This window comes from Haloplanus aerogenes, from assembly GCF_003856835.1.
Taxonomy (GTDB): Archaea; Halobacteriota; Halobacteria; order Halobacteriales; family Haloferacaceae; genus Haloplanus; species Haloplanus aerogenes.
Genome location: NZ_CP034145.1, coordinates 644,758 through 669,878 on the forward strand (window position 1 = coordinate 644,758; position 25,121 = coordinate 669,878).

24 protein-coding genes are annotated in these 25,121 nt (G+C 69.2%); 15 read left to right on the forward strand and 9 right to left on the reverse strand.

What is annotated here, in order from left to right; genetic code table 11:
- The first annotated feature begins 12 nt into the window (after nt 1-12).
- A complete protein-coding gene (locus tag DU502_RS03385; RefSeq protein WP_121919779.1) occupies nt 13-969 on the forward strand; it encodes an AEC family transporter in 957 nt (318 codons plus the stop codon).
- An 82-nt stretch (nt 970-1,051) separates the two neighbouring features.
- Nucleotides 1,052-1,765 carry a hypothetical protein gene (locus tag DU502_RS03390; protein ID WP_199722694.1) on the forward strand — a complete coding sequence of 238 codons (714 nt, stop codon included), beginning with the start codon at nt 1,052-1,054 and terminating at the stop codon, nt 1,763-1,765.
- Nucleotides 1,766-1,775: 10 nt separating this feature from the next.
- Here DU502_RS03390 and DU502_RS03395 read toward each other — a convergent pair whose 3' ends face one another.
- Nucleotides 1,776-2,234, reverse strand: a complete 459-nt coding sequence (locus tag DU502_RS03395) for a DUF3592 domain-containing protein (protein ID WP_121919777.1) — start codon at nt 2,232-2,234, stop codon at nt 1,776-1,778.
- A gap of 116 nt (nt 2,235-2,350) precedes the next feature.
- On the opposite strand from DU502_RS03395, the gene DU502_RS03400 reads away from it, so the two are divergent.
- Together DU502_RS03400 and DU502_RS03405 are read left to right on the forward strand one after the other, a co-directional pair.
- Entirely contained in the window at nt 2,351-3,637 is a 1,287-nt protein-coding gene (locus DU502_RS03400) for a glucose-6-phosphate isomerase (protein ID WP_121919776.1), read from the forward strand.
- A gap of 29 nt (nt 3,638-3,666) precedes the next feature.
- A complete protein-coding gene (locus DU502_RS03405) occupies nt 3,667-4,602 on the forward strand; it encodes a CPBP family intramembrane glutamic endopeptidase (RefSeq protein ID WP_121919775.1) in 936 nt (311 codons plus the stop codon).
- Here DU502_RS03405 and DU502_RS03410 read toward each other — a convergent pair.
- On the reverse strand, nt 4,599-5,573 hold the full coding sequence (locus tag DU502_RS03410) for a hypothetical protein (protein ID WP_124897004.1): 975 nt from the start codon (nt 5,571-5,573) through the stop codon (nt 4,599-4,601). The genes DU502_RS03405 and DU502_RS03410 overlap by 4 nt on opposite strands.
- Nucleotides 5,574-5,670: 97 nt before the next feature.
- Between DU502_RS03410 and DU502_RS03415 the strand changes: the two genes are divergently transcribed.
- The gene (locus DU502_RS03415; protein ID WP_121919773.1) at nt 5,671-6,234 is read left to right on the forward strand and encodes an NUDIX hydrolase; all 564 of its coding nucleotides are present in this window, start codon (nt 5,671-5,673) and stop codon (nt 6,232-6,234) included.
- Nucleotides 6,235-6,240: 6 nt separating this feature from the next.
- Nucleotides 6,241-6,675, forward strand: coding sequence for a desampylase (locus DU502_RS03420; protein ID WP_121919772.1), 435 nt, complete (start codon nt 6,241-6,243; stop codon nt 6,673-6,675).
- On the opposite strand, the gene DU502_RS03425 is transcribed toward DU502_RS03420, so the two are convergent.
- The 4 genes from DU502_RS03425 to DU502_RS03440 all read right to left on the reverse strand — a co-directional run bounded on the left by DU502_RS03425 (nt 6,654) and on the right by DU502_RS03440 (nt 10,380).
- Entirely contained in the window at nt 6,654-7,658 is a 1,005-nt protein-coding gene (locus DU502_RS03425; protein ID WP_121919771.1) for an AIR synthase family protein, read from the reverse strand. The two genes, DU502_RS03420 and DU502_RS03425, sit on opposite strands and share 22 nt — an antisense overlap.
- Nucleotides 7,659-7,719: 61 nt before the next feature.
- Nucleotides 7,720-8,946, reverse strand: a complete 1,227-nt coding sequence (locus tag DU502_RS03430) for an MFS transporter (RefSeq protein WP_158601145.1) — start codon at nt 8,944-8,946, stop codon at nt 7,720-7,722.
- A gap of 25 nt (nt 8,947-8,971) precedes the next feature.
- On the reverse strand, nt 8,972-9,886 hold the full coding sequence (locus DU502_RS03435) for an alpha/beta fold hydrolase (RefSeq protein WP_394338922.1): 915 nt from the start codon (nt 9,884-9,886) through the stop codon (nt 8,972-8,974).
- Nucleotides 9,887-9,906: 20 nt separating this feature from the next.
- On the reverse strand, nt 9,907-10,380 hold the full coding sequence (locus DU502_RS03440) for a phosphate-starvation-inducible PsiE family protein (RefSeq protein WP_121919768.1): 474 nt from the start codon (nt 10,378-10,380) through the stop codon (nt 9,907-9,909).
- A gap of 185 nt (nt 10,381-10,565) precedes the next feature.
- On the opposite strand from DU502_RS03440, the gene DU502_RS03445 reads away from it, so the two are divergent.
- The 4 genes from DU502_RS03445 to yciH all read left to right on the forward strand — a co-directional run bounded on the left by DU502_RS03445 (nt 10,566) and on the right by yciH (nt 15,213).
- Nucleotides 10,566-11,534, forward strand: coding sequence for an AAA family ATPase (locus DU502_RS03445; protein ID WP_121919767.1), 969 nt, complete (start codon nt 10,566-10,568; stop codon nt 11,532-11,534).
- 1 nt (nt 11,535) lies between these two features.
- Entirely contained in the window at nt 11,536-12,573 is a 1,038-nt protein-coding gene (locus DU502_RS03450; protein WP_121919766.1) for a DUF58 domain-containing protein, read from the forward strand.
- Nucleotides 12,570-14,753 carry a transglutaminase TgpA family protein gene (locus DU502_RS03455; protein WP_121919765.1) on the forward strand — a complete coding sequence of 728 codons (2,184 nt, stop codon included), beginning with the start codon at nt 12,570-12,572 and terminating at the stop codon, nt 14,751-14,753. Before DU502_RS03450 ends, DU502_RS03455 begins: the two co-directional genes overlap by 4 nt.
- A gap of 166 nt (nt 14,754-14,919) precedes the next feature.
- Entirely contained in the window at nt 14,920-15,213 is a 294-nt protein-coding gene (yciH, locus tag DU502_RS03460; RefSeq protein ID WP_049935096.1) for a stress response translation initiation inhibitor YciH, read from the forward strand.
- 83 nt (nt 15,214-15,296) lie between these two features.
- Here yciH and DU502_RS03465 read toward each other — a convergent pair whose 3' ends face one another.
- Genes DU502_RS03465 through DU502_RS03475 form a run of 3 tightly spaced genes read right to left on the reverse strand, consistent with a single transcriptional unit; the run spans nt 15,297 to nt 18,250 of the window.
- Nucleotides 15,297-15,650 (reverse strand): rhodanese-like domain-containing protein, encoded by a 354-nt coding sequence (locus DU502_RS03465; protein ID WP_121919764.1) that lies wholly within the window; start codon nt 15,648-15,650, stop codon nt 15,297-15,299.
- 38 nt (nt 15,651-15,688) lie between these two features.
- Nucleotides 15,689-16,867: a hypothetical protein gene (locus DU502_RS03470; protein WP_121919763.1), complete on the reverse strand. Its 1,179-nt coding sequence runs from the start codon at nt 16,865-16,867 to the stop codon at nt 15,689-15,691.
- A gap of 45 nt (nt 16,868-16,912) precedes the next feature.
- Nucleotides 16,913-18,250 carry an ABC transporter substrate-binding protein gene (locus DU502_RS03475; RefSeq protein ID WP_121919762.1) on the reverse strand — a complete coding sequence of 446 codons (1,338 nt, stop codon included), beginning with the start codon at nt 18,248-18,250 and terminating at the stop codon, nt 16,913-16,915.
- A gap of 262 nt (nt 18,251-18,512) precedes the next feature.
- On the opposite strand from DU502_RS03475, the gene DU502_RS03480 reads away from it, so the two are divergent.
- From DU502_RS03480 to DU502_RS03500, 5 genes are all read left to right on the forward strand, one after another.
- Nucleotides 18,513-19,940 (forward strand): branched-chain amino acid ABC transporter permease, encoded by a 1,428-nt coding sequence (locus DU502_RS03480; protein WP_121919761.1) that lies wholly within the window; start codon nt 18,513-18,515, stop codon nt 19,938-19,940.
- A gap of 1 nt (nt 19,941) precedes the next feature.
- Nucleotides 19,942-21,627: a branched-chain amino acid ABC transporter permease gene (locus DU502_RS03485; protein WP_121919760.1), complete on the forward strand. Its 1,686-nt coding sequence runs from the start codon at nt 19,942-19,944 to the stop codon at nt 21,625-21,627.
- Nucleotides 21,624-22,595 carry an ABC transporter ATP-binding protein gene (locus tag DU502_RS03490; protein ID WP_121919759.1) on the forward strand — a complete coding sequence of 324 codons (972 nt, stop codon included), beginning with the start codon at nt 21,624-21,626 and terminating at the stop codon, nt 22,593-22,595. The genes DU502_RS03485 and DU502_RS03490 overlap by 4 nt, the downstream gene beginning before the upstream one ends.
- The gene (locus tag DU502_RS03495; RefSeq protein ID WP_121919758.1) at nt 22,596-23,303 is read left to right on the forward strand and encodes an ABC transporter ATP-binding protein; all 708 of its coding nucleotides are present in this window, start codon (nt 22,596-22,598) and stop codon (nt 23,301-23,303) included.
- A gap of 119 nt (nt 23,304-23,422) precedes the next feature.
- Nucleotides 23,423-25,087, forward strand: coding sequence for a methyl-accepting chemotaxis protein (locus tag DU502_RS03500; protein ID WP_121919757.1), 1,665 nt, complete (start codon nt 23,423-23,425; stop codon nt 25,085-25,087).
- Nucleotides 25,088-25,121 lie beyond the last annotated feature (34 nt).

The window sequence follows — 25,121 nt, forward strand, 5'->3', positions numbered from 1 at the left end:
GATTCGTCCGGCATGTCCCTCGTTTCGGCGTTCACCTCGGCCATCCTTCCCATCGTGTCGGTCATGGCTCTGGGCTATCTCCTCGCCTCGGTCCTCGACGTGGCGGTCGACCCCCTGAACACCGTCGCGCTCTATCTGTTCCTCCCCGCGCTCATCTTCCACAGCATCGTCACGACGACGCTCTCCGGCGGCACCGTCGCGCGCATCTTCGCCGGCGTCGGCCTCTTCGTCGTCGCCACGATGGGCCTCACCGAACTCGTCGACCGGTTGCTGGGCGTTCCCGAACCCTACCGGAGCGCAGACGTGTTGGCGGGGGCGCTCCCCAACGCCGGCTTCTACGGCATCCCGCTCGCCGAGTTCGCGTTCGGTGACGTGGGGCGGACGACCGCCGTCATCTACATCACCGCACAGGCGTTTCTGATGTACACCCTCGGCATCTACGTCGCCTCCCGCGGCGGCGGCGAGGCGGGCATCGGCGCCGTGAAGGAGATTTTCCGCCTGCCACTGGTGTACGCCATCTTCGCCGCCGGCATCGTCCGCTTTCTCGGCGTCGCACCCCCGACCGACGGCACCTTCATGTCCACTACCCGCCTCGTCGGCGACGCCTCCATCCCCCTGATGCTCGTCATCGTCGGGATTCAGCTCTACGGGCTGGAGTACGGCAACGTCAGCCGGGTGATCCGGCCGTCAGCCGTCAAACTCGTCCTCGCGCCGCTCGCCGGTCTCGCCGTCGCCCTCGGCCTCGGGAAGTTCGGCGACCCCGCCGTCGCTCGCGTGTTCGTCCTGCTCTGTGCGACGCCCGTCGCGCTCATCCCCCTCGCGCTCACCCTCTCCTACAGCGACGTCGCGGCGCGCGAGGGCCTCTCCGCCTCGGAGTATCTCACCATGACCATCTTCGTGACGACCATCGCGAGCGTGCCCGTGCTGACCGTCCTGATCACGCTGCTTCGGAACGGCGCCGTGTTGTGATGGGTGAACGTTTTTGCCCGTCCGGTCACCTTCGACGTACATGGCTACGTCGAGGGCGACCGTCCGCGGGTCGATCAGGGGTATGGGCCAGCGAGCCAATCCGGCCTTCGCCGTCGGCGCCGTCGCCGTCCCCGCTGCCGCCCTCGTCTACGCCCTCCTCTTCGCCCCCGTCGTCCACCACATCTACGTTCACGTGATGGCCGGGGTGCTGTGGACGGGCATCGACCTCTTCATGGCCATCGTCCTCGGGCCAGTTCTCGGCGGCCTGTCCGTCGAGGAACGCGCCAGCGTCTTCCAGCGTTTCACGCCGAAGATGGCCTTCCTCATGCCGTCGCTCGCCCTCGTGACCATCGTCGGCGGCGTCACTCTCGCCGAGCGACTGGGCGTCTTCCCCCACGCCCAGCCCTGGATCGCCCTCCTCACGCTCGCGACGACCGTTCCCGCGCTCCTCCTCATCGGCTGGCAGTTCGACGCGCTCGACGATCCGCGGTGGCTGGCCGCCTTCGCCATCGCCCTTCTCGGCGGCGGCGCCTACCTCGCCGTCACCGCCAACGCCTTCGGGATGACGAGTCCGACTATCCTCCTCGCGCTCGCCATCGTCACCGTCCTCTCGGTCCTCGGGTTCGGCGTCCTCCTCCCCGGCGAGGTGCGTATCTACCGCCAGTTGGCGGCCGGCGACCCCGACCCCAACGTGATCAGCCGGATCGGGATGCGAAACGCGCGGCTGAGCGGCCTGCAGGGCCTGTTCCAGCTCGCCATCGTCGTCGTGATGGTGTATCTGCGGTGGGGGGCGTAGGGCCGCGCGGTCACGTGAGCGCCGACCGTCCCCCGGCCACGACGAACAGCGCGCCGACGCCGATCAGCAGGAACGGCTTGTTGGAGCTCTCGCGCTGGAGATACCCCTTCGCCGGCGAGTCGGTCGGAACGTACACCGTCACGGTGTCGCCCGCGTCGTACCCCTCCAGTTCGGCTCTGGCCGCGCTCTCGGTGTCGAACTCTCTCGCGAGCGTCCCGGGATACACGTTCGAGGCGGTGTAGGTCTCCCCCTCGTAGGTGTAGTTGAACGTCGCCTGCGGGGTGTAGGAGACGCCTTTCGTCGAGTGTTTCTCGATGGACGTTGACGTAATGGTCCCCTCGACCGTCTCGGCGGAGGAGAGCGCTGCCGACTGCGTACTGTAACTGTACGCGCCGAAGCCGATCGACGCGAGACCGATCAACAGCGTGAGGGCGATGCCGACTCGCCCGGAGGGCCCGTTGATCTCCATACGCGACGCGAACCACGCCGCCCCTGTTAAAACCCGGTCCAGCGCGTCGCGTGCGGACGCCGGCTGCCAGCGACGAACGGGAAACCGTTTTGCCGGCGCGCGTCCCCGCTCTCCCCATGTACGTCGACCTCGGCAACGCGCTCGACGCCGAACCGCGCCTCACCCGCGAGGCGCTGGATCGTCTGGACGAGCGCGTCGCCGACGCCCACGAACGCATCGCTCGCGGCCGCGCCGACGCCGACCACGGCTACGCGGCGCTGAACCTCCCCGACACCGCCGACCCCGACGCCGTCTACGCGGCGGTCGACCCCTTCGACGATCCACAGGCCGTCCTCACCGTCGGCATCGGCGGCAGCGCCCTCGGCGCCGCGACGCTCACGGAGGCGGTCGGGTCGGGTATCGACCACTACATCCTCGACAACGTCGACCCCGCGCACGTCGACGCCCTCCTCGACTCCCTGCCGCTCGCCGACACCGTCGTTCACGTCGTCTCCCGGTCGGGGACGACGGCGGAGACGCTGGCGAACTTCCTCGTCGTCCGCGACGCGATGGATCGGGCTGGGGTCGACTGGACCGAGCGGACGCTGGTCACGACGGGCGAGTCGGGCAACCTCCGGAACCTCGCGGACCGCCACGACCTGCCCGCCCTCGACGTGCCCGCGGGCGTCCCCGGCCGCTTCTCCGCCCTCTCGACCGTCGCGCTCCCCGTCGCCGCGCTCGCCGGCGCCGACCTCGACGCCCTCCTCGACGGTGCTCGGTCCGAGGCCGACGCGCTCGCCGGGTCGCTGTTCGAGTCGCCAGCCTACGCCTACGGCGCCGCCTGCTACGCGCTCGAACGCCGCGGTGCCGGCGTCAACGCCGTCATGCCCTACGCCGAGTCGCTCGAATACTTCGCGGAGTGGTTCGCGCAACTGTGGGCCGAGAGTCTGGGCAAGGACGCCGTCGGCCAGACGCCGGCCCGCGCGCTCGGCGCGACGGACCAGCACTCCCAGCTCCAGCTCTACCGCGCCGGCCCGCGCGACAAACTCGTGACGCTCGTCCGGCCGCGCGAGCGCCCCGACGTGTCCATCCCCGAGACGGCCCTCGACGGTCTCGCCTACCTCGGCGGCGGGAGCCTCGGTGAACTACTGGACGCGGAGTTCGAGGCGACGGAGGCCAGCCTCGCCGCCGCGAACTGCCCGAACGTCCGTATCGAAGTCGACCGGATCGACGAGCGTGGCGTTGGCGAACTCCTCTACGGGATGGAGGCTGCCTGCGTGCTGTACGGCGAACTCGCCGGCGTCGAGACGTTCACCCAGCCCGCGGTGGAGTGGGGCAAACGCGCCGCACGCGGCCTGCTCGGCGGCGGCGACTTCGAGGAGGCCGAGGCGGTGGGCGAGAAACGGCGCTTGCTCATCGACTGATACTTACTTCCGGGGCGACTCCCTCCCGTATGGTCAACGAACTCGCCGCCGCGGCGATGCTCCACCTGCTCGGTGGGATGGTCCTCGCGACCCTCGTCCACCAGGACGCGTCGCTCCGGGGCCACGACCAGCCGATGGCGCTCGCCGCCGGGACGCTCGTCCTCGGCCTCGTCGGCGCCATCGGTTACTACGTCTTCCGGGAGCGAATCGGTGATCTGCCCCCGGACGCCGACCGGGTTCGGGCGCCGATCGGCACTCGGCTGTGGGACCTCCTCCGGGGTATCCTCCTGATCGTCGGTGCCTTCCTCTCTGCGGTCGCCATCGTCGGCCTCGGAGTGAACGCGCTCGTTGGTGTGGGCGTCCTCGAACGCGGCACCCTCCAGTACCGGGTCGTGGCGTCGGTCCTCCAGTTCGTCGGCTTCGGCGTCGCCGTCGCCGCCTACCTCGCCATCACTCGCGACTGGGACCTCGTGCAGATCCGGCTCCCGACGCTCCGGAGCCTCGGCCTGATCGTCGTCGGCGTCGTCGCCCTCGTCCTCGCGCAACTGGCTATCGCTCGTCTGCTGGCCGTCCTCGGCATCACGGTCGCTCAGAATCAGGTCGTCGTCACCGGGCAGCAGGACCCGCGGTACTTCCTCTATATGATCCCCGTCGCCATCCTGCTGGTCGGGCCGTTCGAGGAACTGGTCTTCCGCGGCGGCGTGCAGGGCATCCTCCGGCGGACCTGGGGCCCCTCGGTCGCCATCGTCGTCGCGAGCGTCCTGTTCGGCCTCGTCCACTGGGTCGCGCTCACGGGTGGCGGCGGCTCTCGAATCCCCTACGTCACCGTCGCGGCGACGCTCGGTCTCGTCCTCGGTTACCTCTACGAGCGGAGCCGCAACCTCGTCGTTCCCGCGGTGGTCCACGGTCTCTACAACACCGTCCTCTTCGGCGCGCAGTACCTCACGGCGACGGGGATGGTCTAACGAACCTCGATCCCGAGTTCGTCGAACTGCGACTGCACGAGGCCCTCGACGGCGGCCCAGTCGACGGGCGGTTCGTGCTCGTCCAACGTCGACTCGAAGTCGTCGAGCGAGTCGGCCACCGCCTCGCGTTTCCGCTCGAACCCTTCCACCTCGACCGTGGCGGCGTCGAGTCGCTTCGAACACTCCTCGTGGCGTTCCTCCAGCGCGTCGAGTTGGTCGCGGAGGGCGGTCAGTTCGGCCTCGTAGTCACCCTCCTGTCGCTCCAGCCACGTTTCGAGTTCCGCGATGTCCGACCGGAGTTCGTCGAAGACGAGCGTCATCATGCGCTGGAGGTGGTACGCCGCGAGCCACGCGTCGAACGGGTCGGTCGTGCCGGTCCGTCCCGTTTCGAGACGCGCGAGGAGCCCGTCCGTGTTGTCGAGATACCGTTCGAACCCCTCGATTTCCTCGTCGAGGTCGTCGATCCGCGCCGCAGGGTCGTCCAGCCACGTCTCGAACATGTCGAACTCCTCGTCGAGGTGGTGGAGGCCGTGTGCGACTTCGTGGATCTGCCCCTGCGACTGCCGCAGTCGTTCGGCGGCCTCGTAGCACGCGACGGGCGAATTGGGTCGCTTCGCCGTCTCGTCCAGCCGATCGGCTGCGGCCGAGAGATCCGACCGCATGCCGTCGAGGTGGCCCTCGTACTCGTCGAATCTGGCCTGAACCTGATTCCCCTCGCGGTCGACCGGATCGAGCGACGCACGAATCTCGTCGAGACGGGTGGCCGCCGCGTCGACGTCCTCGACCGTCGACCGGTGCGTCTCCCGACACGTCCGGTGCCAGTCGACGATGGCGTCGACCGTGAGCCGTCCGTCCTCGGCGTGGTCTTCGATGGCGGCCAGTACGTGTTCGGCGGCGTCGATGTCGTCGCGTGCCGCGACCCGTTCGCGGACGGTCGCGACCTCGAACGCCCGGTCTCGTTCGTCGCTCATTGCCGGCCGTTCGAGCGACACGGGTTTAGTCGATTCGAACGCCGCCGTCGGCGCACGCATCGAAGACACCATTAGTCTCCCCTCCGACACGCCGGACATGAGTCCGAATCAGGGGGATGCTGGGGCCCATCCCAACGTCGAACAGGAGGTCATCGCCGTCGACGCCGACGACCAAGAGCAGGACACCGTCAACCGCCTCGACGCCCACACGGGCGACGGCATCCGCCACCGTGCCTTCACCGCACTCGTCTTCGACGGCGAGGGGCGTATCCTCCTCGGCCAGCGCGCGCCCAACAAACGTCTCTGGGACACCCACTGGGACGGGACCGTCGCCTCCCATCCCCGCCCGGGCCAGACCCAGAAGGAGGCCACCCGCGAGCGACTGGTGGACGAACTCGGCGTCACGTCCGACCAGTACAGCGACCTCCGCGTCACGGACAAGTTCGAATACAAGCGCTACTACGAGAACGCGGGGCTGGAGTGGGAGGTGTGTGCCGTGCTGAAGGTGACGCTCGACGACACGACGCTCGACCCCAATCCGGAGGAAATCGACGGCCGGCTCTGGGTGGACTACGATCACCTCCACGAGCATCCGAAGGCGTACCGCCAGCTCCGCCTCTGTCCGTGGTTCGAAATCGCGATGCGTCGGGACTTCGACTGATCGGTCGTGACTTCCGACGACACGCTTCGTCTCGCCGCCGGGGTCCGTGACGCCCTCCTCGACCACGCCCGGGAAGGGGCCGACCGGGAGCCACCGGAAGAGATCTGTGGCGTCCTCGCCGGCGAACGCGGCCCCCCGGACCGCGTGACCGGTGCCCGGCGCGTCCCGAACGTCGCCGGCCATCCCCGCACCGAGTACGAACTCGACCCCGCGGCGACGATGGACGCCATCGACCGGATCGAGGACGCACGCGGTGACGCCGTCGGCTTCTATCACTCCCATCCCGAGAGCGAACCGGTGCCGAGCGCGACGGACCGCGCCCGCGCGACGTGGGAGGGCTACGTCTATCTCATCGTCTCGCCGCCAGACTCGCTCCGCGCCTACCGCTACACCGGCGCTGGCTTCACCGAGATGCCGATTCAGGTCGAGAGTTCGGAGTAGGCCGCCCACGCCGCATCCACGTCGGGCGCCTCGATTCGCTCGCCGTCGACGACGACGCCCTCGCCCTCGGTGACGCGGCCGACGCGAGCAACCGCTGTGCCCCGATCCTCGAGTGCCGACAGTACCGCGTCGGTCCCCGCCGGATCGACCGTCAGTACGAGCGTCCCCGATGCCGTGGCGGTCCACGGGTCGATGTCGAGAGCCGAACACGTCGCCGCGACGCCGGGGCGCATCGGCACCCGATCCTGCTCCACCTCGAACCGGACGCCCGCGCCGGTCGCCATCTCGACGAACGCGCCGTAGAGGCCGCCCTCGGTGGCGTCGTGCATCGCCCTTACCGGCCCCGCGGCCGCTGCCGTCATCGCGTCGCGGACGCAACTCGCCTCGTCGAGGCGGGCCTGTGCGGTCCGGAGGGTGTCGGCGTCGAGGTCGGTCCGGTCGGGAAAGAGCGTCGTCAACAGGCCCGTCGTCTCGACGGCCGGCCCGTTCGTCACCAGCAGGTCGTCGCCGGGGCGGGCACCGTCGGGCCGGATCACGTCCGCGGGGTCGCCCACGGCGAGCGCCGTCGCGCCACCCACCCACGGGAACGAACACCCCTCGTAGCGGGCGGTGTGACCGGTGACGACGCTCACGCCCAGATCGGCGGCTTCGGCGTGCAACCCCTCCCACACCGCCGCGAACTCGTCGTCCTCCATCTCCGGTGGCAGCGAGAAGGAGACGGCGAGATGCGAGGGTGGCAGGCCGCTGACCGCCACGTCCGCGAGGACGACGTCGAGTGCGAAGCGGCCGGCGCGCTCGAAGCCGAGCGCGGGGAGGACGGAGACGGGGTCGGTGGCGATGGCGACGGCGCGACCGCCCACGTCGAGGAGGCCGAAGTCGACGCCGGGCGTCGGGCCGAGACGCACGTCGTCGCGGCCGGCGCCCAGTCGCGGGCGGACGTACGTCTCGAAGAACTCCCGGTCGATCTTTCCGAGGCGTGGCATACCGTCGCTCGCCGCCCGCGGGTGAAAGGCGTGGCGAACGAACCGGCGATCCTCGCCGGTCTCAGTCGGCCAGCGTCGCCCGCCGGTCCGCGAGGACGATGGCGACGACGCCGACGGCGACAGCCCCGCCGACGACGGCGAGGAGCGTCCCCCGGACCGCAGCCTCGAAGCCGTAGCGCGGCGTCGCGACGGCGACGGCGGCGCCCATGACGATAGGGGTGAGCGTACTGCCGAGCCGGCCAGCGGACTCGCCGACGCTGACGAGCGAGCCCCGGAGTCCATCCGGCGCGAGCGTCGAGATGGTGCTCCGGTAGAGCGTCAACACGATACCGAAGCCGGCACCGATGACGACGGCGCCGACGCCCGCCACCGCGAGCGACGGTGCGAGGGCGATGCCGCCGAGGCCGAGTCCCGAGGCGGCCGTCCCGACGAGGAGGGGAACCCGACGCGTCTCGAAGGCGGCCGTCAGGCGGCCCACCTGCGTGCCGCCGACCGAACTCGCCACGCTGGCGACGCCGACGAGGGCGCCGGCCGCCCCGGGCGTTCCGTCCAGAAATCGAACGACGACGATGGAGTTGTAGGTCAGGAAGCCGAACCAGAGGACGGAGGGGACGGGTCGCCCGAGCAACACGAGCGCGATGCGCGGTCTGCGGAGGACGGCGGCCAGTCGGTGCCAGTCGAGGCCACCGTCCGCGTCGGCCGTCTCGGGTTCCTCGAACCACAGGTGGACGACGAGCGCCGCCGGGATGCCGAGCGCGAAGAGGGCGAAGGGGAACTGCCAGGCGAGCGCGACGAGGAGGCCTGCGAGGGCGGGAAAGAGGGCGAGCGAGAGACCGACGGTCGTGAAGCGAAGGCCCTGTGCGGTCGCCTCCCGGTCACCCGTAAAGAGGTCGCCCGTGGCGGCGATGAGCACCGGTGCGATGCCAGTGAACCCGACGCCTTGCAGGAGCCGGAGCGCGACGACGGCCCGGAAGTCGGTGGTGAAGGCGAGCGCAGCGCCCGCGGCGCCGAAGATGGCCAACCCCACCGTGAGGACGGGTTTGCGCCCGTAGCGATCCGACACCAGCCCGACCAGCGGGATGGCGACGATGGCGGGCGCAGTGAAGGCGGCCATCACGAGGCCGATACGCGCCTCGCTCACGCCGTAGACGCCGACGAGCGAGTCGAGGAGCGGCGAGACGAGCGACGACCCCATCGGAGAGACGACGCTCCCGAGCAGGATCACCCGAAAGCGCGGGTCGGCCAACACGTCCGCGTCGTCGCCGGCGAGTCGCGATACGAGGCCCACGGTGATCGCAGCGGGCGGGCAGATTTCAGGGCATCGGTCCGCGTTCGAACGCCTCGCGCAGGTGGACGGCCACCCGGTCCGGGTGTTCGTGGTGGACCCAGTGGGTGCCGTCGTCGATCAGTATCGCTCGGCCGTCCCGACAGTAGGCGACGCTCTCCCGCGCCATCTCCGTGCGCAGGAACTCGTCGCCCGTGCCCCAGAGAACGAGCGTCGGCGGATCGACCGGTGCCGTCCGATCCGGCAGGCGATACCGCGCCGCGGCCCGGTACCAGTTCACCATTCCCCCGATTGCGCCGGGCTTCTCCCACGCCGCCCGGTAGCGCTCGAAATCCTCGGCGTCGAACGTCCCCGGTCGGCTCGATTCGCGCATCGTCCGCTCGAACAGCCGCCAGTTGCCGGCGCGGGCGACGCGTTCGGGCAGGCGCGGCAGTTGAAAGAAGCCCATGTACCAGCTCCGTCGCCGCTGGTCCCACGACCGACGGAGCGTCCGCTGCATGACGGTCGGGTGCGGAACGTTCACCGCCGTCAGCGTCGTCACGCGCTCGGGGTGGTCGAGCGCCAGCCACCACGCCACGGCGGCGCCCCAGTCGTGGCCGACGACGTGCGCCGCGTCGTGGCCCGTCGCTTCGATCAGCCCCGCTACATCGGCCGCGAGCGTCGGCAGGCGGTACGCGCCGACGCCGGCGGGCTTCGTGCTCTCGTTGTACCCACGCTGGTCGGGAACGAGGACGCGGTAGCCAGCGTCGGCGAGATTCCGGGCGACGGGGAGCCAGCCGTACCAGAACTCGGGGAAGCCGTGAAGCAGGACGACCGGCGGGCCGTCGTCGGGGCCGAGGCGGACGACGTGGAGGCGAACGCCGTTAGTCTCGACCGTGGTCGATTCGCCCTCCGACGGACGGGGGCGTGCGGGGTCGGTAGGCACGTCCGGACGTACGGCCACGAACACAAAATATGCTGGCGTCAGCTCATGAGTTTCTTCCCGTGGCCCCGTTCGACGAGGAGCAGTCCGCCCAGTCCGAGGATGAGGGTGGTGTACGCCACCGCGGCCAACAGGGCGTCCTGTGTGGTCGCGTACTCGCCGGTCCGGAAGATGATCGTCTTTCGAACCATCGCGATGACGCCGGTGTAGATGACCAGCCGGACGATCCGTCTCGTTTCGCTCTCCTCGGTGTACGCGATGACCGTCTCGTACACCTCGACGATGATGAGCAGGAGGAGGCCGGTGTCGATGAAGCCGATGACGACGAGCGGGTCGGTGATCCGACCGCTCTGGACCGCCTGTACGATCTGGATGATGAGGTCGACGACGCCGATGGCGAACAGTAGCGCGAACACCGCGGCGGCGACGAGTTCGGCCGCGTGGATGAACCGGTTGGTTACGTTGGTGACGCGCCCCGGCGATGGTCTGTCGCGCCCCTCCGGTTCGTCGGTCATACGATCACGCCTCCGCTTCGATTCCGAGACACGTAATAGCGTACGTGAGCGCGGGGTAAAAGTCGGCGGTCGGTCACGGCATCGACTGGCCGAAAGTATAGGTGCGTCGGGACGTTAGACACGGCAACTCGCCGTCGGTCGGTCGCCCGGACGACCGGGAATTGCCGTCGGCCCGACTCCTATCCATGACGGACGCAGGGACCCCGAAACCGGAATCCGACGACGTAGCCGGCCACGACCCGCTGTCGGTGTCGGCGGCCGCGACGCTCACCGACCGCATCATCGAGAACGTCGAGGAGGTGATCGTCGGCCAGCACGACGCCATCGAACACATCCTCGTGGCGATGCTCGCGCGCGGGCACCTCCTGTTAGAGGACGTGCCCGGCGTCGGCAAGACCGTCCTCGGTCGCGCCGTCGCCACCTCCGTCGATTGCTCGTTCAAGCGCGTCCAGTTCACGCCCGACCTCCTCCCCTCGGACGTGACCGGCGTCAACGTGTTCAACCAGAAGACCCGGGAGTTCGAGTTCCGCCCCGGCCCCGTCTTCGCCAACGTCGTCCTCGGCGACGAGATCAACCGCGCGCCGCCGAAGACACAGGCTGCCCTGCTGGAGGCGATGGCCGAAGAACAGGTGACGGTCGACGGCGAAACGCGCACGCTCCCGAACCCGTTCACCGTCATCGCGACACAGAACGACGTTGAGCCCGGCCGCACCTACGACCTACCGATGGCCGAAATCGACCGGTTCATGAAGAAACTCCGCTTGGGCTACCCGAGCGAGGACGAGGAGACGGCGCTCCTCCAGCGCGTCGCGGGCGACCACCCCATCGACTCGCTGGAACCCGTGGCGACGCTCGACGACCTGCGCGGCGCCCGCGCGACGGTCGCGAACGTCACGCTGAGCGAACCCGTCCGCCGCTACGTCTCGCGGCTGGCGACACACACCCGGAACAACGCCACGCTCGGCGTCAGTCCGCGTGGTGCTATCGCACTCGTTCGCGCCGCGCAGGCGCGGGCCATCCTCGACGGCCGCGACTACGTCATCCCGGACGACGTACAGACCGAGGCACCGAGCGTCTGGAGCCATCGCATCGACGCCGACCGACCGGGCGAGGCCGTCGTCGACGCCGCGCTCGAATCGGTTCCGGTCGAGTGAGATGCGCCGCATTCGCCCGACTCGACGGGGGTTCGCCGTCGTCCTGATCGTCGCCGTCGCCGCGGGCATGAGCACGACGTTCGGTTCCCGGTCGCTCGACGCGATGATCCTGCCGGCCGTCGTCGCGCTCGGTGGTGCCGTCGTCCAGCTCCTCCTCCTCGACGCGCCGACGGTAACCCGCGGGACGCCACCGGCCGGCGATCCGGGCACGACGGGGACCGTCTCGCTCGCCGTCGACGCCGACACGTCCGCCACGGCAACCGTCCGCGACCGCCTCCCGCCGGGGCTCGACGGCGACGCGCGCGGGACGGTCCTCGTCGGCGGCGAGCCCCTAACCTACGACGTGACTTACCGCGAGCGCGGCGTCCACGACCTCGGCCCCGCGGTCGTTCACGCACGGGACGTGCTCGGGCTGGCCCGACGCGAGTTCGTCACGGCGGGGCGTGACTCGGTGGTGGTGTATCCGCGCGTCTTCGACCCCTCGCCCGCGGTGGCGGAGCGCCTGCGCGGCCTCTCGACCCCTGCGGACACCGCGGAACGTGGCGCCTTCGACCACCTCCGGGAGTACACCCGGAGCGACTCCCTCCGCGACGTACACTGGAAATCGAGCGCCAAGCGGGACGACCTCGTCGTGCAGGAGTTCGTCGACGACGGGGACGGACCGACGGTGACGGTGGCGGCGAGCGCCGAGGCCGGCCGCGCCGACCGGATGGCCGAGGCGGCCGCCACCGTCGGCTACACCCTCCTCGCGGAGGGGGCGGGTGTGGTGCTCACGACGCCGAGCGGCCGAGTGACGCTGGCGCCGGGTGAGACCGGCCGCCTGCTCGCCCACCTCGCCCGCGTCGGCGACGGGGCGGTCCCCGACCGCGACGCCGACGTGATCGTCCGCGCGGCCGCCGACGGGACGACGGTCCGTATCGACGGCGCGTCACTACCGTTCGATCCGGAGCGTCGGCGGTCGGTGGCGAGCGGGAGTGACGACGAGAGTGACGGTGGCGTGCCGGTCGACACCGACCGCGCCGTGGAGGTGTCGGCGTGAGCGTCGACACCGCGGACCGGTCGGGGGTTCTCCCGATCCAGCCGGATTTCCGCCTCGTCGCGTTCGCCGCACTCGTCGTCCTGACCGCCTCGTACGGGAGCATCCTCTATCACGTGACCGACGTGGTCGGCGGGGCGCGGCTCATGCTGGTGGTCCTGATCGGCTGTGCGACCCTCGCCGTCGTCGTCGGGCGTATTCTCCGGGTGCGGACGGCGCTCTTTCTCACCTGCCTGTTCGTCGGCGGCGGCGTCGTGGTCTACTTCCTCTCGGTGCCGGCGAGTCAGCGCGCGCTCCTCTCGCCCGCTCGCGTCCTCACCGACACCGTGGCCCTGCTCACCGGGCTGTCGGTGCTCCGACTGACGCAGGCGAACGTCTGGGCGCTGTCGGTCGCGCCCACCCCCGTCTTCCTCTCGTGGTATCTGGCCGTCCGCCGGCGGTACGTCGGGAGCGTCGTCGTCGGCGGGGCGGCGCTCTCCCTCCTCGTCCTCACCGGCGACGCGGGGACGCTCACGACGCTCGCGGGCGTCGTCGGCGCGGCGGGCGTCGTCGGGTTCGGTACGCTGGATCGCTACGGCGGGACGGCGGCGCAGGTCGACACGCTCGTCATCCTCTTCGTGGTGATGGTCGTCGCGGCGTCGACGCTGTCGCTGGCGGCGCCGACGCGGGCGGGGCCCGTCCTCCCCGACCGTACCTCGCCAACCGGCGTGACCAGCTTCGTCGATTCGGGCGACAACGTTCAGGTCGTCGGGACGATTCGCCTCTCGCCGCAGGTGCAGTTCACCGTCGAGAGCTCCGGGGAGGCGTACTGGGCGACGGCGACGTACGACCGCTACACCGGGTCGGGGTGGGTCCGCACGGGCGATACCGACCCGTACGTCGGACGGTTGGGCCAGCCACCGGGCGGTGGGCGCGAACTCCAGCAGACCGTCACGGCCGAGACGGAACTGGGGGCGATGCCGGCAGCGTGGCGTCCGACGGCCGTCGAGGGCCTTCCGAACTCGCGCATTCGTGTCACGCCGCAGGGAACGCTCCGTCCGGCGACGACCATCGACGCCGGCGAGTCGTACACCGTGACGAGTCGGGTGCCCGACGCCCCGCCGGCCGAACTCCAGTCGGCGGGCACCGACTACCCGGACGACGTGGTCGAGACGTACACCCGTCTCCCCGCGTCGACGCCCGACCGCGTCGCTGAACGGGCGGCGAACGTGACGGCCGACGCCGAGACTCCCTACGAGAAAGCCGTCGCCATCGAGTCGTATCTGGAGTCGAGCAAGCGCTACTCGCTGACCGTCGAGCGCCCCGAGGGCGACGTGGCCGACGCCTTCCTCTTCGAGATGGACGCCGGCTACTGCACCTACTTCGCGACGACGATGGTGACGATGCTTCGCGCCGAGGGTGTGCCCGCCCGGTTCGTCACGGGCTACACCCCCGGCGAACGCGTCGGCGAGGACGAGTGGGTGGTGCGCGGCCTCGACTCCCACGCGTGGGTGCAGGTGTACGTTCCGGACGAGGGCTGGGTCCGGTTCGACCCCACGCCGGCGAACCCCCGTGAATCCGCGGAACGGGCCCGGATCACTGACGCCCGCCAGAGCGGCGAGGCGGGCGTCGACACCGAGAACTCCGGACAGTCGACGCCGACGCCGACGCCCACCGGCGGCGGCGACGACGGGGGGTCGGACACCGACACGACGCCGACGCCCACCGGCAACGCCTCCGTGGGCACCGGCGATCCGGGCGCCATCGGCGACACCGACCCCACATCGACGACGAGCGACGACGGGTTCGAACTCCCGTCGACGGAGACGCTGGCGCTCTGGGGAGTCGTCCTCGTCGGCGTGGGCGCGGTCGTTCGTCGCACGGGTGCCGGCAGGCGGGCGATCCGGGCGGTGTGGCTCCGGCGACGCGGGCCACGCCGCGACCCCGATGCCGACGCGGTGCGGGCGTTCGAGCGCCTCGCCTACCTGCTCGAACGACAGGAGCGCCCCCGGCGACCGAGCGAGACGCCGCGGGCGTACATCCGGCACGTGACGAGCGACGACCGAGCGAGGCGGGTGCTCCGGGCGTACGAACGCGCCCGGTACGGCGGCGGGGTGGACCGGGCCGAGGCGGACGCCGCGGCCGACGCCGTGGGCGAACTCGTCCGGGAGCGGACGCTCCCGACGCGGCCGTTCGCCCGGTGATAGGGAGTATCGTAACTGACCATGGATTCTCGCCAGAGCGTCCCGGCGAGAATCCATGATGACTTCCGATACACCCTATGACGTGTCGCCGACCGCCTGCCGAACCGCTATCCGGTGGGGCGTCCCGACACTGTTTAATAGCCCCATCCAGTAGCTTTACGCTGTAATGTCGGAAGTCTGCTCGACGTGCGGGCTCCCTGAGGAACTCTGCGTCTGCGAGGACGTGGCCAAAGAGTCTCAGGAGATCAATATCCGCATCGACGAGCGCCGTTACGGGAAGGAGGTAACGATCATCGAAGGGTTCGATCCGAAAGACGTCGACATGGACAGCCTGTCGTCGGACCTGAAGTCGAAGTTCGCCTGCGGCGGAACCGTCGAGGACGGCTCGATCGAACTCCAGGGGAACCATCTCGGCCGCGTGGAGGATTTCCTCCGCGATAAAGGGTTCAACGTCGCGTGATCGCAATCTAACCGCCCGCTCGTCGAGCGTTTTTCATCTGTCCTCGTCACCGCGAGCAGCGGCACCGCCAGCCTGCCAGCCGCTCAGAACGGGGATTCGGGTGTCTCGCCGCTCGTCTCCGCGTCCATCTCCAGGTTGCCGTCCCACGCCTCCAGCCCGCCGGCCATGCTCTCGATCCGCGCGTCGTTCGTCCCCTCGTAGGAGCCGATGAGCCGTGCGGCCTGCACGCTGGCTTTGCCGTGCGGGCAGACGGTGACGATGTGGTCGGCGCCGGCGAACTCCCCGATCCGATTCGGCAACTGGTCGAAGGGGACGTTCTCGCTCCCCGGGATGTGGCCGCGGGCGAACTCGCCCGGCGACCGGATGTCGATGATGCGCGGCCGGTCCTCGCTGTCGAGCAACGCTGCCACCTCGTCGGTGCTAATCTCGCCGTCCATACCCGTGCAAGGAGCGTCGACTCAATAAGCGCCCGGGTCTACCCCGTCCGCAGCACCGCCGTCGGCAACCGATCCCGCCGCTCGACCGGATCGTCGGGCAGGGCTCGCGTCTCGTCGAGGCCGGCGTCGGGCGCCGTCCACAGCAGCGTCGTCCCGGCCGAATCGTACTCGTCGACCGTCGGGGTCGTCACCCGTTCGACGGCCAGCGTCCGGTCGACGAGGAGGAGACGGTCGAGATGGGAGAACAGGTCGTCGGGTGCGCCCACGGCCAGCAGGTGACAGCCGGCGCCCACTGGCTGATCCCCGACGGCGAGCGCCGCCGCGCCCGCCGCTTCGGCCCGGTCGACGAGTTCGGGGAGCGTCGCCTCGACGCTCGCGAGCGCCTCGCGGAGGTGATCGACGCCCGTCTCGGGGTCGACCTCTCCATCCGCCCACAGCGTCAGCATCGACCCCGTGCCCGTGTCCACGGCGCGTTCTTCGATGCTGAACGGGAGGGTGCGGTCACCGACGCGGACCACCTCGGCGTCCGCGACGGGCGTCGCCCCGGCGTTCGGTTCCGGGACGTGGACCGACAGCGGCAGGTTGCGGTCCCAGTCGGGGCGGACGGTCTGGACGCCGACGTACACGGCGTCGCGCTCGTCGCGGAGGCGGTCGAGGAGCGTCGCCAGCGGCACCGCCGCCGTCGTCTCGTCGAGGAGGCGGTCGAGCGTGTCGCTGATGCCCTCCGACTCCTCGCGCCGGCGGGCGAGGCGTTCGGCCACCCGGCCCTCGACCCACAGCATCGTCGGCTCGTCGAAGAGGTCGTCGGGGTACGGCGGCGGCTGGGTGTACTTCACCGTCGCCTCGGCGTCGTCGAGTTTCTCCCGAGCGCGGTCGTGGTAGTCCGCGACGATGGTCCGGGAGAGTGGGTCGCCGTCGGCCGAGCGGCCGATGGCCCAGACGTAGAGGCCGATGGCGTCGAACGTGAGCCGATCCGCGCCCTCGTGGACGAGGTTGCGCAACACCCAGGTCTGGGCCTCGCGCTGGGAGAGGACCGTCTCGCCGGCTATCCGTTCGATGTAGGAGCCGTACAACTGTTCGAGCGTGTAGCAGTACTCCTCGATCTCGTCGCGTGCGACGTTCTCGGGGAGCGGGTCGACGCGCGTGAAATCCAGCGCCGCTCCGACGACGTTCAGCTTCGTCGAGGGGTGCCAACTGTCCTCGAACTCGGCGCGCATGGCGGCGCTACGGGGGGCGCCGGGTTAAACGCCGTGCCCGGGTCGTCAGATCTTCCCCTCGAAGTACGACAGCGGCACCTCCTCGACCACCTGCGCCTCGCCGCTCTGCACCTGCAGGATGCGGTAGGGGACGACGGGTTCGAGGTTCTCGTTCAGGTCGACCGATCCGGACGCGCCGTTGTAGTCGATGGCTTCGCCGTTGCCGATGGCGTCCTTGCCGGCCTGGAATTCCGCGACGGAGACGGTGGTTTCGTCGCCGTTGGACCGGGAGACGGGCCGGATGTTCTGGGCGATACCCGTCCCGCTCGCCTCGCCGGCCCGCTCCATCGCGAAGCCCATGAGGTACGTCGCGTCGTAGGCGTGGGGGGCGAACTGCGTGACGTTGCTCTGGCCGCCCATGTTCTCCTGGAACGTCTGGCTGTTCGCCGTCTGGGGCGACGTGATGTACATCCCTTCGACGATGTCGGAGAGGTCCGACAGGAGTTGCGGGGAGAGGATGGCCTCGGCGCCGACCCACTCGCCGCCGTAGCCGCCCTGATTCCACTGCTGGAGGATGGTTCGACCGTTCCCGGGGTACATGACCGCGCCGACGGCGTCGGGGTCGCCCTCGAACACCGAGTCGAGGGTCGAGGTGTAGTCGCTGGTCTGCTGGGAGTAGGCCACCATGTTCAGCGTCTCGCCGTTGAAGCTCTCGCTGGCAGCCTCCGCGAGCCCCTGGCCGTAGGGGTTGTCGACGAAGAGGAACGACGCCGACTCGGCTTCGAGCGTCTGGTTCAGGACGCGCGCCATCACGAGCGCCTGCTGTACGTCGTTCGGGGAGGTCCGGCCGTAGTATTTGACGTTGTTGCTCTCGTTGACACCGGCGGTCGCCAGCGCTGGCGAGGTGTTGCCGTTCGACACCTCCATCACCCGGTTGTCGCGGGCGATGGGGGCGAGCGTCGTCCCGATCCCGCTGGAGTAGGGGCCGACGAGGCCGACGATACCCTCCTGGTTGATCATCGTCCGGAACTTCTGGGCCGCCCGCGACGGACTCCCTTCCGTGTCGCGGTTGATCGGGTTGATCTGGCGGCCACCGAGGACGCCCCCGGTGCCGTTGATCTCCTCGACGGCGAGGTTGAACGCTCGCTGGTGGCCGCCACCGTAGGCGCTGTTCGTGCCGGTGATCGGGAAGATGGAGCCGAGAGCGATGGTTTCGCCGCCGCCACCGCCGCCGCCGCCGCCGTCGTCACCGCCACCGCCGCCGTCACCACCCTCACCGTCACCACCGTCGCCGTCACCGCCGCCGTCGCCTTCTTGCTGTGAGCAACCGGCGAGCGAGACGAGTCCCGCCGCACCTGTCGCACCGAGGCCTCTGAGCACGTTGCGTCGGCTCTGTTCTGACATGACGTATGTTGTGTTATAACTTGCCACAAATTAATCTATTGTCTGATATAACCGTGGCGTAGGGTGGAACGGAAACACTGTGCTGGCTTCCCCGACGACTCGACCTTCGAGCGCCGAAATTCACACGACACGTCCATCATTATCAATGTGATAGATGGGGCACCCGTACCACCGTCGGGGCGGCGACGACGTGCCGCCGGAACCTACATCATCGTTCCAACGTAACCGAAATGATATTAGTCCTCGTGTGTCATTCCCAGACATGGCACCCGAGACGGGCTTGTTGAACGCAGTCACGACGGGCGTCGTCACCGGAAGCATCGTCGCACTCGGTGCCACCGGACTCGCACTGGTGTACGACATCGCGGAGGTTCCGAACTTCGCACACGGCGACCTGTTGACGCTGGGGGCGTACACGGCACTGCTCGTCAACAAACCGGACACGGTTCCGCTGTTCAATATCCTCTCGACCGGGCCACAGCAGGTGGGTGTCGCCGGCGCCGGCGTCCTCTTTACGCTCTCGGCCGCGGGCGTCCTCGGGACCGTCTATCACCTCGGAGGCGTCCCCGCGTTGAAGGGGAGTTGGTGGGGCGTCGACGTCCCCGACGCGGCGGCGCTCGGCGTCCACGCGGGCATCGCGGCGCTCGTGGGCGCGGGCGTCGTCCTCGGCGCCCCATCCTTCGAGGCGGCGCTCCTCTTCTCGTTCGTGTTGCTCGGGGCGATCGTCCCATTGCTGGAGTCGCTCGTCTTCCGCAAGTTCCGCGAGAAGGACGTGGAACTCGCCCTGATGCTCATCGTCTCGCTGGCGGTGGCGTTCATCGTCCGTTTCGGCATCCAGACCATCTTCGGCGGCGAGATTCGGTTCTACACCGTCGAGACGACGGTTCCCTTCCTCGGCGGCGAACTCGACGTGACGCTCGCGAAGTTCTTCGACTTCTTCGTCGCGTCCGACGGCCTCACCGTCAGCATCCAGGAGACACGCGGCGGCACCACCAACCAGTTGCTCGTGATGGGGTACTCGTGGCTGGAACTCGCCGTCGTCGCCATCGCCGTCGTGGCGGTGGCGTACGGCGCCTACCGCTGGCGCCGGGGAACGGCGGGCGTCGTCGGCCCGCGTCTCGCCGCCGCCCTCGGCGGCGTCTGCGTCCTCGCTCTCGGCGGCGCCGTCTTCTGGGGCGGCGCCGGCGGCACAGTCCCCGACACCTCGATTTACGCGACCCGCATCCGCACTTCGCCGCTCCGGATGGGGATCATCGTCCTCGCGCTCCTCATGATGTCCGGCCTCCACTACCTCCTGCAGGCGACGACGCTCGGGAAGGCCATGCGCGCCACCAGCGACAATCGCGAGTTGGCGATGGTGCGCGGCATCAACACCCGACGAGTGATGATGACCGTCTGGATCGTATCCGGCCTGTTCGCCGCCATCGGCGGCGTCATGCTCGGCTTCCTGTTCAGTTCCATCACGATCAACCTCGGCTTCAACCTCCTGCTCGCCATGTTCGCGGGCGTCATCCTCGGCGGCATCAGCGTCTACGGCGCCATCCTCGGGAGCTACGTCGTCGGCCTCGCGATGGAGGTGGGCATCTTCGCCATCCCCGGCCTCAGCGCCACCTACCGCATCCCCGTCGCGTTCGTCGTCCTCCTGGCCGTCCTGCTGATCAAACCCGAAGGCCTCGTGGGGGGGAGCTAGCATGGCGGCCTCCGACGTCGTCATCTCGTTCATGCTCCTCGTCTCCATCTACGGCATCCTCTCCCTCGGGCTGAACATCAAGTACGGCCACACCGGCCTCCTCGATTTCGGCCACGTGGGCTTCTACCTCATCGGCGCCTACACCGCGGCGCTGTTCGTCCTCGGCCCCGACGACCCGACCGACTTCACCACCTACGTCGTCGGCCTCGGCGACGTGCCCGTGATCGGGACGTGGGCCGTCGCCATCCTCGCGGCGACGCTGCTGGCCGGCCTGATCGGCGGCCTCGTCGCCCTCCCGACGATCCGGTTACGCGAGGACTACCTCGCCATCACCGTCCTCGGCGTCTCCGTCATCTTCCAGCGGGTCGTCCAGTCTGAGACGTGGCTGGCGAACGGTCCCGACGCGCTCCGAGGGTACAGCCCGCCGCTTCAGGGACTGTTCCCGCTGGCGATGGACACGCTCGTCGGCCCGGCGATGTTCGGCCTCATCGTCGCCGTCGTGTGGGCCATCGCAACGGGCGCCCTCGGACAGTTGCGCGACGGGTCGCGGTGGCCGCTGGACCGCGTCTACGCCCTCACCACCTTCAGCCTGTCGCGCCTCCGCCGCCGGACTGACGCCCTCGGCTCGCAGTCGAGCGTCGCCGCGGGCGCCGGCGCCGTCGCGGGCGTCGTCGTCGCCGTCGCGCTGGCGGCGTTCGATCCCCTCCTAGCCGTCGGCGTCCTCGTCTCCCTCTACACCTGGTTCGTCGCGCTGATCGCCGTCGCCCACCGCTACGGCGACCTCGGCCGCCGGGAGTGGGGCGTCGGCGTCGGTCTCGGGACCGGTCTGCTCGTCGCCCTCCTGCCCCTGCCCGTCCTCGACGCGGTCAGCCTCAAGATCGCGGTGACGCTCGGTCTGCTCGCCGTTCTCGTCGCCGCGTACTACTACGGCGTCACCCGGGTCGCGTGGATGGCGGACGTGAAACTCACCGTCGTCGCCGTCGGGTCGCTCTGGTTCGTCTCGCTGTGGTACTTCCTCCTCCCACTCCTCGGCCCCCTCGGCCAGGGCGACGTGTCCGGCGCGCTCAACGTCCTGTTCCAGAACGTCGTCTGGGTCCTCCAGTTCGGCGGCGACGTGGGCATCGACTACTATGTCGCCGGTATCGGGACGCTGACGACCAAAGTGGACTACTCCCGTTTCCAACTCGCCGGCTTCGTCCTCTTTCTCGCCGGCCTGTACTACGTCCTCGAACTCACCGTCCAGTCGCCGTTCGGGCGCGTCCTCCGCGCCGTCCGCAACGACGAGACGGTGGTGCAGTCGCTCGGGAAGGACCCGTTCGTCTACAAGGTCCAGAGCATGGTCATCGGATCGGCGCTCGGCGGGTTCGCTGGCGCGCTCTGGGCCATGTACGCCCAGGGACTCACCTTCACCACCTTCGCGCCCCGCGTGACGTTCATCGCCCTGCTGATCATGTTCGTCGGCGGCGCCGGCAACAACAAGGGGATGCTCCTCGGCGCGGGCATCTTCTGGGCGTTCCAGCAGGCGACGACGCAACTGGCCGCCTACTTCCCGCCAGCCATCCGCGTCAACATTCAGGCGTTCAGGCTGGTGGTCGTCGGCGTCCTCTTCCTCCTCGTGCTCTACTACGTGCCCGAGGGCTTGCTGGGAGGGACGACCGGTTCGACGGGCGAGGAGGTGGACGGATGAGCGACCCGATCCTCGAAGTCGAGGACCTGCGCAAGACCTTCGGCGGCATCGTCGCCGTCGACGGCGCCACCTTCGACATCGAACGCGGGTCGATCACGGGGCTCATCGGCCCGAACGGCGCCGGTAAGACGACGACGTTCAACCTCATCAGCGGCTTCTACGAACCCGACGGCGGCACCGTCCGGTACGACGGGCGCAACCTCCAGGAGATCATGCGCCCCCACCGCGACGAGACGGTCATCTGGGGCGGCGCTAGCGGCATCACCATCGGCGCCCTCGGCGGTATCGTCGGCCTCGGACCGCTCGGCCTGTCCGCCCTGCCCGCGCTCGGTGCCACCGTCGCCGGCACCGCCGTCGGCGTCGGCGGCTACCTCGCCCAGCAGAAGGCGACCCAGCGCCGCCCCGGCCACACCAACAGCCGGCCCTACATGCTCGCCCGCGAGGGCCTCGTCCGAACCTTCCAGCTCACCCGCGAACTCGGCGAGATGACGGCGCTGGAGAACCTGATGCTCGCGCCGCAGGGGCAGGCCGGCGAGAATCTGGCGAACACGTGGTTCCGCCGCGACGCCGTTCACGAGGAGGAAGGACGGGTGCGCGAACGCGCCGAGGAGATGCTCGAACTCCTCGAAATCGACCACGTCCGCGACGAACCCGCGGGCAACCTCTCCGGCGGCCAGCGCAAACTTCTCGAACTGGGCCGGGTGTTGATGCTCGAACCGCGCGTCATCCTGCTCGACGAACCGGTCGCGGGCGTCAACCCCTCGCTCACTCAGAAACTGATGGAACGCATCGAGACGCTCCGCGACGAGGGGTACACGTTCTGCATCGTCGAACACGACATGGAAGTGATCATGGAACTCTCGGATACGATCATCGTGATGAACGAAGGCAAGCGACTGGTCGAAGGACCGCCGGAAGAGATCAGAAACGACGAGGCCGTCATCGACGCCTACCTGGGGGTGGGGTAGATGGCGCTACTCGAAGCCCGCGACGTGGTGTCCGGGTACGGCGACGCGGAGATCCTCCACGGCGTCGACCTCGACGTGGAGGGGCGGGAGATCGTCACGATCATCGGCCCGAACGGCGCCGGCAAGTCGACGATGATGAAGGCCATCTACGGCCTCATCGACTGCTGGGCGGGGTCGGTCACCTTCGACGGCGACGACATCACCGACCTCCGGGCCGACAGGGTGACCGAGCGCGGCATGTGTTACGTCCCCCAGCGCGAGAACGTCTTTCCGACCCTCACCGTCCGCGAGAATCTGGAGATGGGGGCGTACATCAAAACGGAGGTGACCGAGACCGACTTCCAGGACGTGTGGGAGCGGTTCCCCATTCTGGAGGAGCGCCAGAACCAGCGCGCGAGTTCCATGTCCGGCGGCCAACAGCAGATGCTCGCGCTCTCCTCGGCGCTGATGATCGACCCCGACCTCCTCCTCGTGGACGAACCCTCGGCCGGCCTCGCCCCGGACCTCGTCGACGACATGTTCGACCGCCTCGTCGAGATCCGCGACGAGACGGACACGGCCATCCTGATGGTCGAACAGAACGCTCGCAAGGCGCTCTCGGTCTCGGATCGGGGCTACGTCCTCGACATGGGCGAGAACAAGTTCGAGGGCTCCGGCGAGGAGTTGCTGGAGAGCGAGGAAGTGGCCGAACTGTATCTCGGTGGGTAGCGCCCCCGTTTCGATTCTGAAACTGTTGCAGTCGGCGACGGGATCGCCACGTCGACGCCATTCCTACGATGTGATAATTGGCTACGGATTTGTTCACCCTGTACTGCATCCGATCAGCTATGGACCGGATTCCCGACCTGTATCGACGTGCCCTCTGGGGGTCGATGGAGCGTCTCGGCGTCACCGAGTCGATCGAGCGCAAGATCGTCGCCGCGGTGACGATCCAGTTCGGCGTCGCGGCCTTCCTCGCCGTCGTCCCGTTCGTCCTGACGGGGATAGTCAGGGCTGCCGTGACCGTGACACTTCTCGGCGGCGCTGCCGTCGCCCTCGGCAACACGCTGCTGATCGCGCGGCGCGACTTCGTCGGTCCCATCCGGGATCTGGAGGATGCCGCGACGACCATCGCCGCCGGCGAACTCGACGCGGCCGAGGTAACGACCCACGATCAGCACGACGAGATCGGCAGCCTCGTCCGTGCGTTCGACGGTATGCGCACGTCACTGGAGACGATTTCGGCGCAGGCCGACGCCCTCGCCAACGCGGAGTTCGACGCCGCCATCCTCGACGAGGACGTGCCGGGCTCGTTCGGTGACGACCTCGACCGGATGACCGACAACCTCCGTCAGAACACCCGCGAACTGGAGGCGCTGACCGAACACCTCGAACGGACCGCCGACGAGTACGGCGAAGTCATGGCCGCCGCGGCCGACAACGACCTCTCGGTACGGATGGAGCCCGACCCCGAGAGCGAGGCCATGGCCGCCATCGCTCGCTCGTTCAACCGGATGCTCGACGATCTGGAGGAGACGGTCGCGGAGGTGTACGCCTTCGCGGACACCGTCTCGGATCGCACCGTCGACACCTCCGCCAATCTCGACGAGGTGGCGCAGGCGAGCGAGGAGATCAGCGACGCCACCGGCGACATCGCCGTCGACGCCGAAAAGCAGCGCGACCAACTCCAGCGGATCGTGAGCGAGATGAGCGACCTCTCGGCCACCATCGAGGAGATTGCGGCCTCGGCCGACAGCGTCGCGGAGGTGGCGACCAGTACGGCCGAAAAGGGCGACGAGGGCCAGCAGGCCGCCGTCGACGCCCTCGACAAGATGGACGCCATCGAGACGCGGGCGACCGAGACGATGACCCAGCTCCGCGAACTCGACGACCGGATGGACCGCATGGGCGACATCGTCGCCACCATCTCCGACATCGCGGAGCGGACGAACCTCCTCGCGCTCAACGCCTCCATCGAGGCCGCACACTCGGGCGACGACGCCGATGGCTTCGCCGTCGTCGCGGACGAGGTGAAGTCGCTGGCCGAGGAGGCACAGGCCGAAGCGACGGACGTACAGGAGATCATCGACGGCGTGCAGAGCCAGACGACCGCCGCCGTCGAGGAGATGCGCCGGACGACCGACGAAGTCGCCGACGCCGTCGAGACGGTCGAGGCCGCCATCGACTCGCTCGACCAGATCGCGGAACTCGCCCACGAGACCGACGAGGGGATGCGAGAGATCACCGACGCGACCGACCAGCAGGCCGCCTCGACCGAGGAGACCGTCTCCATGATCGAGGGGATCGAGGCGACGAGCGAGGAGACAGCCACCGGCGCCACGGCCGTCGCCGACGCCGCCCGCGACCAGACCGAGTCGCTCGACGACGTGGCGACGCGCGTCGACGAGTTGGCCGAGCAGGCCGATACGCTGCTGGGGCTGTTGGAGGCGTTCGACCTGTCGGCGCGAGACGGCACGGCCGCTCCGTCCTCGGCGGCTGCTGGAGCGGACTGAGGACGACGGCCTTCTTCCCGTCGGGCCAGCGTCG